The following is a 13,840-nucleotide window of genomic DNA, read 5'->3' as shown; positions in this document are numbered from 1 at the left end:
GACCGATCATGAAGAAGCTCATCGCGCTCACCGCGGGCCTGATCGTGTCGGCCGCGCTGGCCACCGGGTGCAGCAGTGGCGACGCCGACGCGGGCGGCGGCGCCCCGGCCGCCGTCGTCGAGGTGAAGAACATGTCCTATTCACCGGCCCAGGTGACCATCGAGAAGGGACAGACCGTGCAGTGGCGGTTCGACGACTCCGGTCTGCCGCACGACGTGGTCGGCGAGGGCGCGGTCGCGGGTCAGCTGAAGAGCGACCTGCTCACCGAGGGCACCTACGAGTACACGTTCGACGAGGCCGGCACCTTCGACTACCACTGCACGCCGCACCCGATGATGGTCGGCACCGTCGTCGTGACGGAATGATCCGGCAGTGGTGCGCCGCGCCCGTCGCGCTGCTGTCCCTGGTCGCGGGGTGTGCGGATGCGCAGGCCACCGGCCCGGATGCCGTCGTGGTGGTCCGCAACGTCCACTTCGAGCCGATGGACGTCACCGTGCCTGTCGGGGGCACGGTGCAGTGGCGGTTCGAGGACGGTGGCCTGCTCCACCACGTCGGATCCGACGGCGAGTTCGACAGCGGCATCACGAGTGAAGGGAGCTACGAACACACCTTCGACGCCGTGGGCGTCTACGAGTACCACTGTTCGGTCCACCGGTACATGACCGGGACCGTCACCGTAACCGGCTGACACACAACACAGTCCGATCGAGAATCGAAGGAGGCTCCGATGACGGAGACACTCACGCGCGAGTCGCTCGCGCACGCCCCCATTGCGACCGACGTCCCGGCGATCCGGCCCACGCTGCGGAAGGCGGTCTCGATGCCCGCCCGCGCGGCGCTCCTGGCCGCCGGTGCCGTGGTCGGCGCCGGCGCCGGGGTCCTCGTCGCCCCCACGGCCGGGTCGGCGCTCACCGCGTCCGTCGTCGGTGCCGGCGTGCTCACCGCGCTGGCCGCGAACTGGTCGACGTGCGGGATGTCGGTGGCCGGTGTGGTCGCCGCACCGAAGCAGCCGGATCGGCGCGGCTCGTCGACCCCGGTGCGGCGGCTCGCCTGGCACGCGTTGGGCTCGATCGGCACGGGCGCGCCCACCGGTGCGCTGCTGGGCGCGCTCGGCGCGGTGGCAGCGGGAGCGCTCCCGGTCGGGTGGGCGCTGGGAATCTGGGCGGTGTTCGCGGTGGCGTACGGTCTGCACGAGATGGGGCTGGTCACGTTGCCCGCCCCCATGCGTCGACGTCAGCTCCCGCGTCACCTGCGCCGCTCCGCGCCGCCGTGGAAGGTCTCACTGCTGTTCGGAGCGATGATCGGCCCCGGGTTCGTGATCTTCATCCGATCCAGCGCCTACTACCTGCTGGTCCTCGGCGTCATCGCGGTCGGCTCACCGGCACTGGGGGCCGCGCTGTTCACGCTCGTGAGCCTGGGTCGCTGCATGCCGAGCCTGCTGGCCATCGTCCACACCCGACGCGGTGGATCCATGCCGGGCTTCCTGTCCGCGATGTGCGTCGTCGACCGCCGGGTCCAGGTGATCACCGGTGCCGGGCTGGTCGCGGTGGCCGCCTTCGCCGCCGTCGCACTGATGTGACGCCGGGGGACGCGGACCGTTCGGGGTCCGCGTCCCTACCGGGCGGCGTCGACGGCGTCGCGTACCGCGGGGAACACGTCCTGCGCCAGGTACGAGAGCTGCTCGTCGCTGGCCGGTCCACCCAGCACGAAGGTGTCGATGCCGTGGTCGAGGGCGAACGCGGTCAGTCGCTGCGCGAGCTCGTCGCGCGGGATGTCGTCGCCGACGTTCAGGATGCGGCGGATGCGGGCGGGATCCCGGCCCGCTGCGGTGGCCGCGTCGTCGATGGTCCGGGTGGCCGCGGCGATGCCGTCGTCGTCGATGTACCCGAGCGACGGGAGCCAGCCGTCGCCGAGCTCGCCGACCAGCCGCAGCATGCGCGGTTTGTAGCCGCCGATCCAGATACCGATGGGGTGAGCCGGAACGGGTCCGGGGTGGACGCCGTCCACCGCGTAGAAGTCGCCGTCGAACCGGATCGCCCGTTCACCGCTCCACATCAGTCGCATCACGGCCACGGCCTCCCGCAACGCCTGCACCGACTCACCCGGCGATCGCCGCGGACCGCCCATCGCGGCGATGGCGTCCCAGAAGGCGCCGGCGCCCAGCCCCAGCTCGACCCGCCCGCCGGTCAGCACGTCGAGGCTCGCGGCCGCCTTCGCCAGCACCGCGGGCGGGCGCAGCGGCAGGCTCGCGACATCGGGGAAGACCGTGAGGTTCTCGGTGCGGGATGCGATGGCGGACAACAGGGTCCACGCGTCGAGGAACCGGCGTTGGTAAGGGTGGTCCTGCACGCCGACGAGGTCGAACCCCACGCGATCGAGCACCGCCGCAGTGTCGAGGATGCCCTGCGCGGCGCTCGCGTCGGGGACGAGGAAGTAACCGAACCGGATGTCGTTGCCGTAGTCGGGCATTGCGGACTCCTTCGCCGGGTACCGGGCCACTTCTCACGATAGGTCTCCCGCCGCCCCACCATCTCCTGAACGGGAGTTCACGGCACGGTCGGGGCGGCGAAGCGTGCGCTGAACTCCCGTTCAGGACTCGGGGGGTATCGACTTGTACGGTGCCGACAACTCGGGGTTGACGATTCACGATCGTCAACCTACGGTTGTCGTATGACGAATCCGGTGCAGATGCCGAACCCCGTTCGGCTGGACGACCTCATCGATGCGATCAAGAAGGTGCACGACGACGCCCTCGAACAGCTGACCGACGCGGTACTGGCCGCCGAACACCTCGGCGAGGTGGCCGACCACCTGATCGGGCACTTCGTCGATCAGGCACGCCGCTCGGGCGCGTCGTGGACCGACATCGGCCACAGCATGGGGGTCACCAAGCAGGCCGCGCAGAAGCGTTTCGTGCCGAAGGGCCCGGGGGAGCCGTCCGACCTGGACGCCGACCAGGGGTTCAGCCGGTTCACGCCGCGGGCGCGCAACACCGTGATGGCCGCGCAGAACGAGGCCCGCGCGGCCGGCAACGACCAGATCCAGCCCGAACACCTGGTGCTGGGCCTGCTCGTGGACCCCGAAGCGATCGCCGTGCGGGTCCTGGCCGCGCAGGGCGCCGGCATCGACGCCGTCCGGGCGGCGGCCACCGCGGTGCTCCCGGCGCGCAGTGACTCCGTTCCCGACCTCATCCCCTTCGACGCGGCGGCACGCAAGGTGCTGGAACTGACGTTCCGGGAGGCGCTGCGACTGGGGCACAACTACGTCGGCACCGAGCACATTCTGCTCGCACTGCTCGAGCAGGAGGACGGCGCCGGAGTGCTCGCCGACCTCGGTGTCGAGAAGCCGGCGGTCGACACCCTCATCGGGGAGACCCTGTCCGTCTTCCTGGCCGCGCAGCAACAGGAGGAGGAGAAGTAACCTCCCCCAGCGTGTTCGGCCGCTATTCGGCGTAGCGCAGGATGGCGGCGGCCGGCACCTCGTCCGGGACCTCACCGGTGCGCACGGCCAGCACCTTCGCACCGGTCAGCAGCGCCCGCCGCGCGATCTCGTCGACCACGCCGTACTCGTGGTTGCCGTCGAGCTCGGCCAGCGTGACGGTGCCGCTGTCCGGGTCGATCGTGCCCGGGACGATGCCCTCGATGTCGACCAGCAGCGTCTCGATCCGGCCGAAGGTCGCCGACCGGGCGACGTCCGAAATCTCGATCTGGGCCCGGCCCTTGGAGCGGAGGTCGTCGAACTGTTGGCGGATGGCGGCGAGCTGCTGGGCGTAGTACCCGTCGAGAACCGCGCGCGTGGCGGCCGCGATCTGCTCGTCGCTCATTTCCTCCGGGTTGCCCTGGATGCCCTCGTCGAGCAGCTTGTGATAGTTGTTCACCGAGCGATACAGCGAGGCGGTCGGCTCGGCAGCGGCCAGGATGAGCGGAATATCGCGCCCGGTCAGCACCGCGCGGAGTTCGTGATCGATGGCGCGCACGTACTCGCGGACTCGCAGCTTGCGTCCCTCGTCACCCTGGACCCGGCCGCGCACCCGACCGGGCGGGGTGCGGCCGAGCGAGCGCACCCCCGCGTGGCTCGCGGCATCCTTCGGCAGGCCCGGCACGTCGACCGTGGTGGGCGGCTGGTCGGCCGTGACCTCGATCAACCGGACGGACCCCTCGGCCAGCGCCAGCACGTACGCCGTCTGCGGGAAGGTCACCGTCCGCAGCATGGGCTTGAGGTAGAAGCGATCGCTGACGATGACGCCCGCGCCGAGTCGATTGGGGAGCCGGTAGCGACGGAGCCGGTCCGGCGTGGCCAGCACGACGAGCGTGCGGGCCTGATACCGCCAGAACGCCTCGTCCTCGATCAGGTCGTCGAATGCTTGCTCGAACGCCACCCGTTCCTTGTGGTCGTCGACCTGTTCGAGTGCGGATTTCACCTGGTTCGTGAATTCGAGCCGGCTCTTGCCCGGGTCCTGGATGTCGTCCTCGGTGGGGGTGTAGATCGAGATGCAGGTTCGACCCTCCACCTCGGCGAGCCGGCGAATCTCGGCATGACTCGGAATATCGCTGTAGAGCATCCTCGACCTCCCGATAGTTGGTCGCCTTCAGCGTACCCAGGACCGTAACGTCCCGGCAGGGGTTTGTCCCCGGACGCGTCGGTGTACGACGGCCATCGGCGGGTGCCCGCACTGCGGAAAATGCCCTGGACCGCAGCGCCGTTCACTCGACGTCCGCGAGAGCCGGCAGGCGTCCGGACCGGACGCTCGGCACGCGCCCCTCGGTCGTGACGCTCCGCCGCTGATCTTGGTGTTATCTTCCCCTCGGACACAGGCGAGTTCGTCGGGCGACGCAACCGCCGGATCGGGGGACGCATGTCGACCAGGCTCACGGCGATGGCGGCGGTGGGGGTGCTGGGCACCGCGCTGGTGGCAGGTCACGCGCAGATCGCATCCGCCGATCCGCTTCCGAACGGCGCCGTGGGCAGTGGCCCGTGCGCGGCCGAGCTGTCGCACGAACTGCAGTCGATCATTCCGGAACGGCTCGAGATCCCGGTGCCGTACCCCGTGGTCACCCCGGTCCCCTTCCCGGCGCCGGAGGCGCCGCAGCCGCGGATCGCGTCCGAGCCGCTGCCGGCCGACCCGTGCACGGACCCGTGCCCGGACCTCACCACCGAGCCGCCCCCGCCGACATCGCTGTCGACGGAGCTGAACATTCCGCAGATCGGGCTGAAGCCGGCCCCGTTCCACTTCGGGATCCCGGTTCCCGGCCCGGACCCCGGCCCACTGCCCCCGCCGCCCGAGCCTGCCGTCCCGGGCGTCGAGCCCGCGCCGCGCACCCCGGCGCCGCCGACCCCGCGGATCGGGAAGGTGGACCGGGTCGCGAAACTGACCGGTGCGGGGTCGGTGAACCGCACCGACAAGCGCTGGCAGGTGCAGGGCACCGACCTCGGCATCATGTGGGAGAGTGCGCCCGGTCAGGTCGCGATCGCGTTCGGCGACACCATCGGCAAGGGCTTCCATCCGCCCGGTGGGCAGGGGGACGACTGGCGCAGCAACGTCCTGGCGTTCAGCACCGACCGGAACCTCTCGGACGGAATGAGTTTCGACTCGATGGTTCAGGACGGGCGGTGTCACGCCGCCGAGCTGCTGAGCAGCCGCAAACTCGACAACGTCGAGATCACCACCATCCCGACGTCCGGGTTCGCGGTGGGTGACCGTCAGTACATGAGTTACATGTCGATCCGTACCTGGAACTCCGTCCCCGGCACGTGGTGGACCAACCACGGTGGCATCGCCTACTCCGACGACGGCGGCTCCACCTGGACCAAGGATCCGTACGCGCAGTGGGACAACATCTTCGGCGTCACCGGCTTCCAGGTGGCGGCGATGGTGCCGGCCGGGGAGTACGTCTACATGTTCGGCACCCCCAATACGCGTCTGGGCGCGGTGGGACTGGCCCGGGTGCCGCGGGACCAGGTGCTCAACAAGTCGGCGTACCAGTACTGGAGCAACGGCAACTGGACGCCCGTGGGCGGCGCCGCGGCGGCCACGCCGATCGTGCACGGCCCGGCCGCCGAGCTGTCGGTGCGCTACGACGAGTCCACCGGCAGGTGGCAGATGTCGTACCTGGACACCGCCAAGACCGCCATCGTGCTGCGCGAAGCGAATTCGCCGCAGGGCGAGTGGTCCGACGGCGCCCCGACGGTGTCGGTGCTCGACTACCCGGAGCTGTACGGCGGCTTCATCCACCCGTGGTCGCGCGGCAACGACCTGTACTTCACGATCTCGACGTGGTCGGACTACAACGTCTTCCTGATGCGCGCCCGCGTCAACGAATAGCGAACAGTTCGGTCGCGGCGTCGACCGTCCGGGCCACGACGTCGGCGCGGTCGGGATCGAGCCCGTGCCGACCGCCCTCGATCACCAGCAGCGGGTGTGCGACCGGGATCAGTGCGAGTGCGGCCCGCATCTCGTCCGGGGTGCCGAAAGGATCCCGATCGCCGTGGACGAACAGCGACGGTGACCGCAGATCCGGAAGATGCTCGGTGCGCGGCTTCTCCGGTTTGCCCGGCGGGTGCAGCGGATACGACAGCAGCACAAGACCGTCCGCGACATCCGGACGTTCGGCGGCCAGCATCGTCGACTGGCGGCCCCCGTAGGAGTGGCCCGCGAGGATCATCGGGCCGTCGGCGCGTTCGCGGAGCGCGGCAGCGGCGGCCACGATGCCCTCCCGGTCCGCCTCGGCATGTGCGCGGTGGGGCGGGCCCGACGGACGACGTTGCCGGAACGGCAGGTTGTAGCGCAGCACCAGCAGTCCGCGCGCGGCGAACCCGGCGGCCATGGCCTGCAACAACTTCGCGTCGAAGTCGCCACCCGCACCGTGCGTCAGCGCGAGCGCGCCGACCGGGTCACCGGCCGGCCGGTGCAGGTAGCCCTGCACTCCGTCGGTGTCGATGTCGAACCGCTCGTCGTGCGCGCTCATGAGCATCGAGGTTACCGTGGGGTGATGCAGCGACTGCGGGTGCTGGTCACCGGGGCCACGGGGTACATCGGAGGGCGTCTGGCGCCGCGGCTTCTCGCCGCCGGCCACGACGTCCGGGTCCTGGTGCGGTCTCCCGACAAACTGCGTGACATCCCGTGGGCCCGTGACGTCGAGATCGTCCGCGGCGACCTCGGCGACCCCGAGTCGCTCCGCGCCGCGACGGCCGGCATCGACGTCGTCTACTACCTCGTGCACTCGATGGGCGGGTCGTCCGAGTTCGTCGAGACCGAGCGGGTGGAGGCGACCAACATGGCCGCCGCCGCCCGGGCCAACGGCGTCGGGCGGTTCGTGTACCTGGGCGGGTTGCATCCCGAGGACGTCGCTCTGTCGCCGCACATGCGGTCGCGGGCCCAGGTGGGGCAGATTCTCATGGACTCGGGCGTCCCCACGATCGTCCTGCAGGCCGGCGTGGTGATCGGGTCGGGCTCGGCGTCGTTCGAGATGATCCGGCACCTCACCAACCGGTTGCCGGTGATGACGACGCCCAAGTGGGTGAACAACCGGATCCAGCCGATCGCGGTGCGCGACGTGCTCTACTACCTCGTCCGGGCGGCCGACGCGCCGCTGCCCCACAGCCGCGCGTACGACATCGGTGGCCCCGACGTTCTCGCGTACGGGGACATGATGAAGGTGTACGCCGAGGTCGCGGGACTGCGCCGGCGTCGGGTGCTGGTGCTCCCGGTCCTCACGCCGCGGCTGGCGGGCCTGTGGATCGGGCTCGTGACACCTATCCCCGGCTCGCTCGGGCGAGCGCTCATCGAATCGCTGCACAACGACGCGGTGGCGTCCGACCACGACATCGACTCCGTCATCCCGCCGCCGGCCGAGGGCCTGACGACCTACCGGCAGGCGGTCCGGTTGGCGTTGCGGCGGATCCAGGAGGGCGACGTGGAAACCAACTGGGCGAGCGCGTCGCCGGTGGGTGCGCCCTCGGATCCGCTGCCGTCCGACCCCGACTGGGCGGGTGAGGCGGTGTACACGGACGAGCGCGAGGCCGGGTGCGACGCCGACGCCGAGACGCTGTGGCGGGTCCTCGAGAGCATCGGCGGCGAGAACGGTTGGTACTCGTTCCCGCTCGCGTGGGTGATCCGCGGCTGGCTCGACCGACTCGTCGGCGGGGTCGGTCTGACCCGCGGCCGGCGCGACGCCCGCCGGCTCAACACCGGTGACCCGCTGGACTTCTGGCGGGTGGAGGCGATCGAGCGTGGTTCGCTGCTGCGGTTGCGCGCGGAGATGCGCACACCCGGGGGCGCGTGGCTCGAGTGGCGGGTGATCCCGGACGGGCCGGATCGCTCGCGGCTGCACCAGCGCGCGATCTTCTTCCCCCGCGGGCTCGCCGGACGGCTCTACTGGTACGCGATCCTGCCGTTCCACGGCATCATCTTCAAGGGAATGCTCACCAACATCACCGGGGCCGCGGCGCGCGAGTACGCCGCGACCCCGTGACCGCTACACCGTGCAGAGCGGCGCGATGTCGGTGCGTCCGCCGGTCGCCGGCGACGTGAGCAGCAGGCACGAGTTGTAGCCGCGCGATTCGACGACGCTGCGGATCTCCCGCCAGCCGTCCTCGCTCACTGCGGGCGTGCGCGAGAGCACGAAGCCGGAGAATCGGGCCGGATCCCCCACCAGTGCCCACGAGTAGTCGTCGGCGAGGTAGGTGACGACGTAGTTGGTCGGACCGTCCGGCCCGTTCTGGAACGGCACCGACGGGAAGCTCACGTGCAGCTGGGCGTTCGTCACCGGGTCGTTGACGCGGGCATTGCCGGTGATGTCGTTGGTTCCGCCCGACCAGGTGGTGCACGTGTTGTTCACGCTGATGTTCGACGCGTCGATCACGCCGTACGTCGCGCGGGTGTCGCGGGCACAGTCCAGATTGAAGGGTTGTGGCACCGCGGCCAGCTGGTACCACGTGCCGACGTACCGGGCGACGTCCAGTGAGGGGACCGGGGCGAGTGGCTGCCACAGGTCGGCCGAGCCGGTGGGCTGAGCCGCGGCGGGAGCGGCGGTGGCGACGGCGGTCGCGGCCACGGCGGCGAAGAGTCCGGCGGTGAGCTTCCTCGTGACGGTCATGGTGGTCGTCCTTCCGGGGAGACGGGAGCGGTCATGCGGTATTCGCCGCCGCTCCCGTCGGTGGATGGGTCCGGAAGATCAACTATCTCAGCGGTGCAGCAGATTCGCACCCGCGATGATCGCCGACAGCGAGGACGAGATGCAGTCCTCGCCGATGGCCATCGCCCAGCGGCGCTCGCCGTCGTGTTCGGCCAGGATGAACGTCGCGGTGCCCGCCGACGTGCGCTGCTGGTGGAACGAGAGGATCTCGAGCTGGAAACCGGCGTCGTAGAGCATCGACGTCAGCGCCGCGATCGGGCCGGTGGCCGTCGCGGACGCCGACGTGATGGTGTCGCCGATCGCGAGCGTCGCGGTGTAGGTGCTGCGGCCGGCGCGAAGACCGGTGCAGTCCCAGCTGCCCAGCCGGACGGGACCGCCGGTGGGGCCGAAACGCTGGGCGAATTCGGTCCAGCTCAGGCCCTGGGCCTGAGCGCGCAGGTCACGCGGCAGATTGGTGCCGAAACGCTGGAAGAACGGATCGTTCGAGAACGTGATGGTGGCGAGAGCCTGGGAAGTGCGCATTTTCGGGGGTCTTCCTGAAGTGAAGGAAGGACCGACAAGTAGACAGCTCAGACGACCCGCAGCGAGGGGTCGGTCCGAATCAGACCCCGCTACGGCGGTGAACTACTACCTGGATGCGCTGCATGACCGAGGAGTCTAAGCGCGACCGCGCGACACACGCAACCCTCAGCCTCGGACGCCGGTGATCTCGTCGGGCGTGTGCGGAAGCTCCGCGGTGGTGGTGACCTGCCCCTTCTCGATGTCGACGGCATGGATGCGGTCCGTGGACGGATCGGTGACGTAGGCGGTGAAGCCCTGCACGAACAGCGCCGGCCGGGGCGTCTGCCATTCGTCGGGCTCGGTCCACGGGTCCACCACGGGCACCGTCCGAAGGGTCGCGCCGGTCGACGGGTCGAGGACGTGCAGCGCACCGTCGGTGCCCAGCACCAGGGCCTCCCCGAAGGGGCCGCGGCCGAGGGAGCGGAACGTGTAGCTCGTGCCGAGGTCGACCAGGCGCAGCTCGCCCGTGACGGTGTCGGTCAGCGACACCCGTTGCGGACGCTCGAGTTCGGCGTCCGGGTCGCTCTTGTAGTCGCCCAGGACCACCGCGGAGTCCTCGGAGCCCGCCTGGTTGCCGATCCGCCCGTACGGGTCGGGACTGGTGACCTTGGTGATGGCGCCGTCCCGGTAGATCAGCAGGCCGTCCTCGCAACCGAAGACGAGGGCCTCGTCCGCGGCGACGGCCTCGCCGTGCACGCCCGGGCACTGCTCGTTTCGGGTGATCTCGGTGCGGGCGGCGTCGTAGACGACGATGCCGTTGCGGGTCTGCGCGTCGCCGAGCGTCGTGACGAGTCCGCCGTCGGCAAGCTCCACCGCGACGCCGTGGTGTGCGGCGGGCGTGGTGAACGACGACGTCTGCGGCGTGCCGTCCGCGAGCGCGGCGGGGTCGAACGACTCGATGCGGCCGCTGCCGTCGTCGAACAGCACGGTGCGCCCCGCGTGGCGGACGACGTGCCCGGGCTCGTCGGCGTCGAAGGTGATGTCGGTGAGTGCGGGCGCGGCGGTCCAGTGGTGGGCGTGGTCGCCGTGGGTCTGCGACCAGGTACCGGTGTCGAGCACGCGGAAGCCGCCCTCGGTGGAGACGATGACGTGGCGCTCGTCACCGGCGGGATTGATGCGGTTGAAGCCCGGGAGGTCGGAATCGCCGACCACGGCGAGGGATTCGGCGTCGAGGACGAGGACGCCTCCGTCGTACGTGACGGCCAGCCGGGGTGTCGCGGAGCGGGTCTGCGCGGGCTCGGCGGCCGGGCTTCCGGTGCCGGCGGCGACGGTGGTGGTGCCGTCGTCGGCGCTCGAGCACGCCGCGAGCAGTGCCGCGCAGGTGAGGGCGGCGGCCACCGCGGGGAGGGGACGGGAAACGTGTCGGATGCGGGTCATGCCGCAAGGTCTATATGGTAATGAAAACCATTGTCAAAGGAGGTGATGCGCATTCGTGCATGTCAGTGGTGCGTCAGGAGTGCGTAATCGGCCGGATGCACGCTGCGGGTGCGCCTGCGGTACGCCCACGACGACCCGGGCCACAGCGCGTGATTGGCCCCGCGTGCGTCCAGGTACCAACTGGCGCAGCCGCCGACACTCCAGACCCCGCGCGAGAGCCGTTTCCGCAGAGACGAATCGAAGTCGTCCTGAGCTTCGGTGCGGACCTCGACCGCGGCCGCGCCGGTTTCCTCGGCCAGGCGCATCGCGTCCAGTGCGTGCGCAATCTGCGCCTCGATCATCACGATCACCGAGTTGTGGCCCAGGCCGGTGTTGGGGCCGGACAGGAAGAAGGCGTTGGGCATTCCGGCGACCGTGACGCCGAGATGCGTGCGGACGCCGTCGTGCTGCCAGCGTTCGAGCAGGCTCACGCCGCCGCGGCCGACCAGGTGCATGCGGTTCGTCGCGCCGGCGACCCGGAACCCGGTTGCGTACACGACGACGTCGACCTCGTGGCGGGTGCCGTCGGCGGTCTCGATCCCGCTCGGGTGGATCGCGGTGATCGGGTCGGTGACGAGCGTGGTGTTCGCGCGGGTGAGCGTGGGATAGAAGTCGTCGGAGCGCAGGATCCGCTTGCAGCCGATGCGGTAGTCCGGGGTGAGCGCGTCACGCAGGGTCACATCAGGCACCTGACGTCGCAGGTGGGCGAGGGCGCGGTTCTGGGTGCGCTCGAGCAGTCGAGGCCGGCGGAGCCCGATGCCGAGCAATTCGGCGCCCCAGTAGACGGCCCCGCGGAAAAGCCTGCGGACCAGCGCACTCCGTCGGCTCACCGCGACGGCCGCGCGGAACCTCCGGCGTGGCAGGACCCAGGCGGGGGTGCGCTGGAAGACGTGCAGGCTCGCCGCCTCCCGGGCGAGGTGCGGGACGATCTGCACCGCGCTGGCGCCGGTGCCGACGACGGCCACCCGCTTGCCGGTGAGGTCGACGTCGTCGCGCCATTGCGCCGAGTGCATGCTCGCGCCCGCGAACGTCTCGGCGCCGGGGATGCGCGGGAGGCGCGGCACGTTGAGCGCGCCCGACGCCAGCACCAGGTACCGCGCCACGAACTCGCGCCCGGCCTTGTCGAAAACGTGCCAGCGGCAATCGGTCTCGTTCCACTGTGCCCCGGCCACCTCGGAGCCGAACTCGATGTGGTCACCCAATGCGTGGCGCTCGGTGAGTTCGGTGAGGTAGTCGAGGATCTCCGGCTGCGCGGCGTGCGAGGAGGACCAATCCGCCTTGGGGGCGAACGAGTACGAGTACAGCACGGACGGGATGTCGCACTCGCAGCCCGGATACGTGTTCTGTCGCCAGGTGCCGCCCACGGCGTCGGCCTTCTCGAGCACCAGGAAGTCGCGCTCGCCGCGGCCGGCGAGTTGCAGGGCCATGCCGAGTCCGGCGAAGCCGGCACCCACGATCAGTACCCGTACCTGACGAACCGCTTCCGACACACTGCTTCCCATCCGCCGACCTTCGCGCCGCGCCTCCCTCGCCGCCTGTCGTCAGCAGTGTGCAACTTGAACGGTGTTCAAGACAAATCGGGCGACCCGTTCATGCGACCTCTTCCTCGTCGCCGGGCTGAACCTTGCGCAGGCCGCGATACGCCTCGGCGGGGGTGCGGCGACCGGCGACGACGGCCTCCACCTCGGCGGCGATCGGCATCTCGACCCCGTAGTCGCGGGCCAGCTCCATCACCGTCGGCGCGGTCTTGACGCCCTCGGCGACCTGCCCCAGTTCCTCGACGGCCTGCTCGACGGTCAGTCCGCGGGCGATCGCCTCGCCGACGCGCCGGTTGCGCGAGGCCGGGCTCATGCACGTGGCGATGAGGTCGCCGACACCCGTGAGCCCCGCGAACGTGCGCGGGTTCGCGCCCATCGTCTCGCCCAGCCGGGTCATCTCGGCGAGCCCGCGTGCGAGCACCATCGCCCGGGTGTTGTCGCCGACCCCCAGACCGTCGGCCATTCCCGACGCGATCGCCACGATGTTCTTGAGTACCCCGCCCAGTTCGCAGCCGAGCACGTCCGTGTTGCGGTACACCCGAAAGACCTTGGACGCGAACAACGGTTGCAGAGCTGCCGCGACGTCGCCGTCCTGCGTCGCGACCACCGAGGCGGCGGCCAGGCCGTCAGCGATCTCGCGCGCGATGTTGGGGCCGGCCAGCAGGCCCACGGGGTGGCCGGGCAGACACTCGGAGATCACCTCGGTGGGCCGCTGCCGGGTGCCGGGCTCGAGCCCCTTCGCTAGCGAGAGCACCGGCACCCACGCGCGCACGTCGTTCGCGATCCGGTTCAGGGTGCTGCGCACCGCGTGCGACGGGACGCCCACCACCAGCACGTCGGCCTCGTTCGCGGCCTCCACGATGTCGGGGGTCGCGCGCAGGCTCTCGGGCAGCTCGTGTTCGCCCAGATAGCGGGAATTGCGGTGCTCGGTGTTGATCTCGTCGGCGGTGTCGGGGTTGCGCGACCACAGCAGGGTGGGGGTGTTGTGCGCCGCGAGTGTGGCCACGGTCGTTCCCCACGACCCCGACCCGAGAACGACGACGCGGACCGGGCGGGCCATCAGTGCTCACCTCGTGTACGGACGTGTGTGGGACTCATGGGTTCAGGTTGGCACTCCGCGGTCTCGTGTGGTGCCGATTCGCCGCCGATTGTCGAATGCAGACCAGTTCGGTGCGGCGCCCCTACAGTTGG

Annotated in this window: 14 protein-coding genes; 6 read left to right on the top strand and 8 right to left on the bottom strand. The window is 70.4% G+C overall.

Annotated features, from left to right (window positions below; all coding sequences use genetic code 11):
* Positions 1-8: 8 nt before the first annotated feature.
* Genes E7742_RS17815 through E7742_RS17805 form a run of 3 tightly spaced genes read left to right on the top strand, consistent with a single transcriptional unit; the run spans position 9 to position 1,579 of the window.
* Positions 9-365: a cupredoxin domain-containing protein gene (locus tag E7742_RS17815; RefSeq protein WP_137800156.1), complete on the top strand. Its 357-nt coding sequence runs from the start codon at positions 9-11 to the stop codon at positions 363-365.
* The gene (locus tag E7742_RS17810; RefSeq protein ID WP_137800155.1) at positions 362-688 is read left to right on the top strand and encodes a cupredoxin domain-containing protein; all 327 of its coding nucleotides are present in this window, start codon (positions 362-364) and stop codon (positions 686-688) included. The genes E7742_RS17815 and E7742_RS17810 overlap by 4 nt, the downstream gene beginning before the upstream one ends.
* Before the next feature lie 39 nt (positions 689-727).
* Complete coding sequence (locus E7742_RS17805) at positions 728-1,579, top strand: methylamine utilization protein (protein WP_137800154.1); 852 nt, start codon at positions 728-730, stop codon at positions 1,577-1,579.
* A gap of 35 nt (positions 1,580-1,614) precedes the next feature.
* Here the strand turns inward: E7742_RS17805 and E7742_RS17800 are convergent, their stop codons facing one another.
* The gene (locus E7742_RS17800) at positions 1,615-2,469 is read right to left on the bottom strand and encodes an LLM class flavin-dependent oxidoreductase (protein WP_137800153.1); all 855 of its coding nucleotides are present in this window, start codon (positions 2,467-2,469) and stop codon (positions 1,615-1,617) included.
* A 201-nt stretch (positions 2,470-2,670) separates the two neighbouring features.
* Between E7742_RS17800 and E7742_RS17795 the strand changes: the two genes are divergently transcribed.
* Complete coding sequence (locus E7742_RS17795) at positions 2,671-3,420, top strand: Clp protease N-terminal domain-containing protein (protein WP_175420521.1); 750 nt, start codon at positions 2,671-2,673, stop codon at positions 3,418-3,420.
* Positions 3,421-3,442: 22 nt separating this feature from the next.
* Here E7742_RS17795 and E7742_RS17790 read toward each other — a convergent pair whose 3' ends face one another.
* Positions 3,443-4,561 (bottom strand): baeRF11 domain-containing protein, encoded by a 1,119-nt coding sequence (locus tag E7742_RS17790; protein WP_137800152.1) that lies wholly within the window; start codon positions 4,559-4,561, stop codon positions 3,443-3,445.
* Between the two features lie 294 nt (positions 4,562-4,855).
* Here E7742_RS17790 and E7742_RS17785 point away from each other — a divergent pair, with 294 nt between their 5' ends.
* The gene (locus tag E7742_RS17785) at positions 4,856-6,322 is read left to right on the top strand and encodes a DUF4185 domain-containing protein (RefSeq protein ID WP_137800151.1); all 1,467 of its coding nucleotides are present in this window, start codon (positions 4,856-4,858) and stop codon (positions 6,320-6,322) included.
* Here E7742_RS17785 and E7742_RS17780 read toward each other — a convergent pair.
* Positions 6,312-6,965: an alpha/beta hydrolase family protein gene (locus E7742_RS17780; RefSeq protein WP_137800150.1), complete on the bottom strand. Its 654-nt coding sequence runs from the start codon at positions 6,963-6,965 to the stop codon at positions 6,312-6,314. The two genes, E7742_RS17785 and E7742_RS17780, sit on opposite strands and share 11 nt — an antisense overlap.
* A gap of 24 nt (positions 6,966-6,989) precedes the next feature.
* Between E7742_RS17780 and E7742_RS17775 the strand changes: the two genes are divergently transcribed.
* The gene (locus tag E7742_RS17775; RefSeq protein ID WP_137800149.1) at positions 6,990-8,471 is read left to right on the top strand and encodes an SDR family oxidoreductase; all 1,482 of its coding nucleotides are present in this window, start codon (positions 6,990-6,992) and stop codon (positions 8,469-8,471) included.
* A 3-nt stretch (positions 8,472-8,474) separates the two neighbouring features.
* Here E7742_RS17775 and E7742_RS17770 read toward each other — a convergent pair whose 3' ends face one another.
* The 5 genes from E7742_RS17770 to E7742_RS17750 form a co-directional block, all read right to left on the bottom strand.
* Positions 8,475-9,095, bottom strand: coding sequence for a lipocalin family protein (locus E7742_RS17770; protein WP_137800148.1), 621 nt, complete (start codon positions 9,093-9,095; stop codon positions 8,475-8,477).
* A gap of 87 nt (positions 9,096-9,182) precedes the next feature.
* Positions 9,183-9,656, bottom strand: a complete 474-nt coding sequence (locus tag E7742_RS17765; protein ID WP_137800147.1) for an alpha-isopropylmalate synthase regulatory domain-containing protein — start codon at positions 9,654-9,656, stop codon at positions 9,183-9,185.
* Between the two features lie 165 nt (positions 9,657-9,821).
* Entirely contained in the window at positions 9,822-11,072 is a 1,251-nt protein-coding gene (aztD, locus tag E7742_RS17760) for a zinc metallochaperone AztD (RefSeq protein WP_137800146.1), read from the bottom strand.
* Positions 11,073-11,134: 62 nt separating this feature from the next.
* On the bottom strand, positions 11,135-12,613 hold the full coding sequence (locus E7742_RS17755; RefSeq protein ID WP_137800145.1) for a flavin-containing monooxygenase: 1,479 nt from the start codon (positions 12,611-12,613) through the stop codon (positions 11,135-11,137).
* An 88-nt stretch (positions 12,614-12,701) separates the two neighbouring features.
* The gene (locus tag E7742_RS17750; RefSeq protein ID WP_137800144.1) at positions 12,702-13,709 is read right to left on the bottom strand and encodes an NAD(P)H-dependent glycerol-3-phosphate dehydrogenase; all 1,008 of its coding nucleotides are present in this window, start codon (positions 13,707-13,709) and stop codon (positions 12,702-12,704) included.
* Positions 13,710-13,840: the final 131 nt, after the last annotated feature.

Origin of the sequence: Rhodococcus sp. SGAir0479 (assembly GCF_005484805.1) — a bacterium.
In the GTDB taxonomy this organism is placed as follows: domain Bacteria; phylum Actinomycetota; class Actinomycetes; order Mycobacteriales; family Mycobacteriaceae; genus Prescottella.
Note: the sequence above shows the minus strand (reverse complement) of the source record. Positions and strands in the feature narration are given on the sequence as shown.

Excerpts from the sequence above, each read along its gene's own strand:
- E7742_RS17780 (WP_137800150.1), bottom strand. The coding sequence starts at position 6,965 with ATGAGCGCGCACGACGAGCGGTTCGACATCGACACCGACGGAGTGCAG.
- E7742_RS17810 (WP_137800155.1), top strand. The coding sequence starts at position 362 with ATGATCCGGCAGTGGTGCGCCGCGCCCGTCGCGCTGCTGTCCCTGGTC.
- E7742_RS17765 (WP_137800147.1), bottom strand. The coding sequence starts at position 9,656 with ATGCGCACTTCCCAGGCTCTCGCCACCATCACGTTCTCGAACGATCCG.
- E7742_RS17770 (WP_137800148.1), bottom strand. The coding sequence starts at position 9,095 with ATGACCGTCACGAGGAAGCTCACCGCCGGACTCTTCGCCGCCGTGGCC.
- E7742_RS17790 (WP_137800152.1), bottom strand. The coding sequence starts at position 4,561 with ATGCTCTACAGCGATATTCCGAGTCATGCCGAGATTCGCCGGCTCGCC.
- E7742_RS17755 (WP_137800145.1), bottom strand. The coding sequence starts at position 12,613 with ATGGGAAGCAGTGTGTCGGAAGCGGTTCGTCAGGTACGGGTACTGATC.
- E7742_RS17750 (WP_137800144.1), bottom strand. The coding sequence starts at position 13,709 with ATGGCCCGCCCGGTCCGCGTCGTCGTTCTCGGGTCGGGGTCGTGGGGA.
- E7742_RS17800 (WP_137800153.1), bottom strand. The coding sequence starts at position 2,469 with ATGCCCGACTACGGCAACGACATCCGGTTCGGTTACTTCCTCGTCCCC.
- E7742_RS17805 (WP_137800154.1), top strand. The coding sequence starts at position 728 with ATGACGGAGACACTCACGCGCGAGTCGCTCGCGCACGCCCCCATTGCG.
- E7742_RS17795 (WP_175420521.1), top strand. The coding sequence starts at position 2,671 with ATGACGAATCCGGTGCAGATGCCGAACCCCGTTCGGCTGGACGACCTC.
- E7742_RS17775 (WP_137800149.1), top strand. The coding sequence starts at position 6,990 with ATGCAGCGACTGCGGGTGCTGGTCACCGGGGCCACGGGGTACATCGGA.
- E7742_RS17785 (WP_137800151.1), top strand. The coding sequence starts at position 4,856 with ATGTCGACCAGGCTCACGGCGATGGCGGCGGTGGGGGTGCTGGGCACC.
- aztD (WP_137800146.1), bottom strand. The coding sequence starts at position 11,072 with ATGACCCGCATCCGACACGTTTCCCGTCCCCTCCCCGCGGTGGCCGCC.
- E7742_RS17815 (WP_137800156.1), top strand. The coding sequence starts at position 9 with ATGAAGAAGCTCATCGCGCTCACCGCGGGCCTGATCGTGTCGGCCGCG.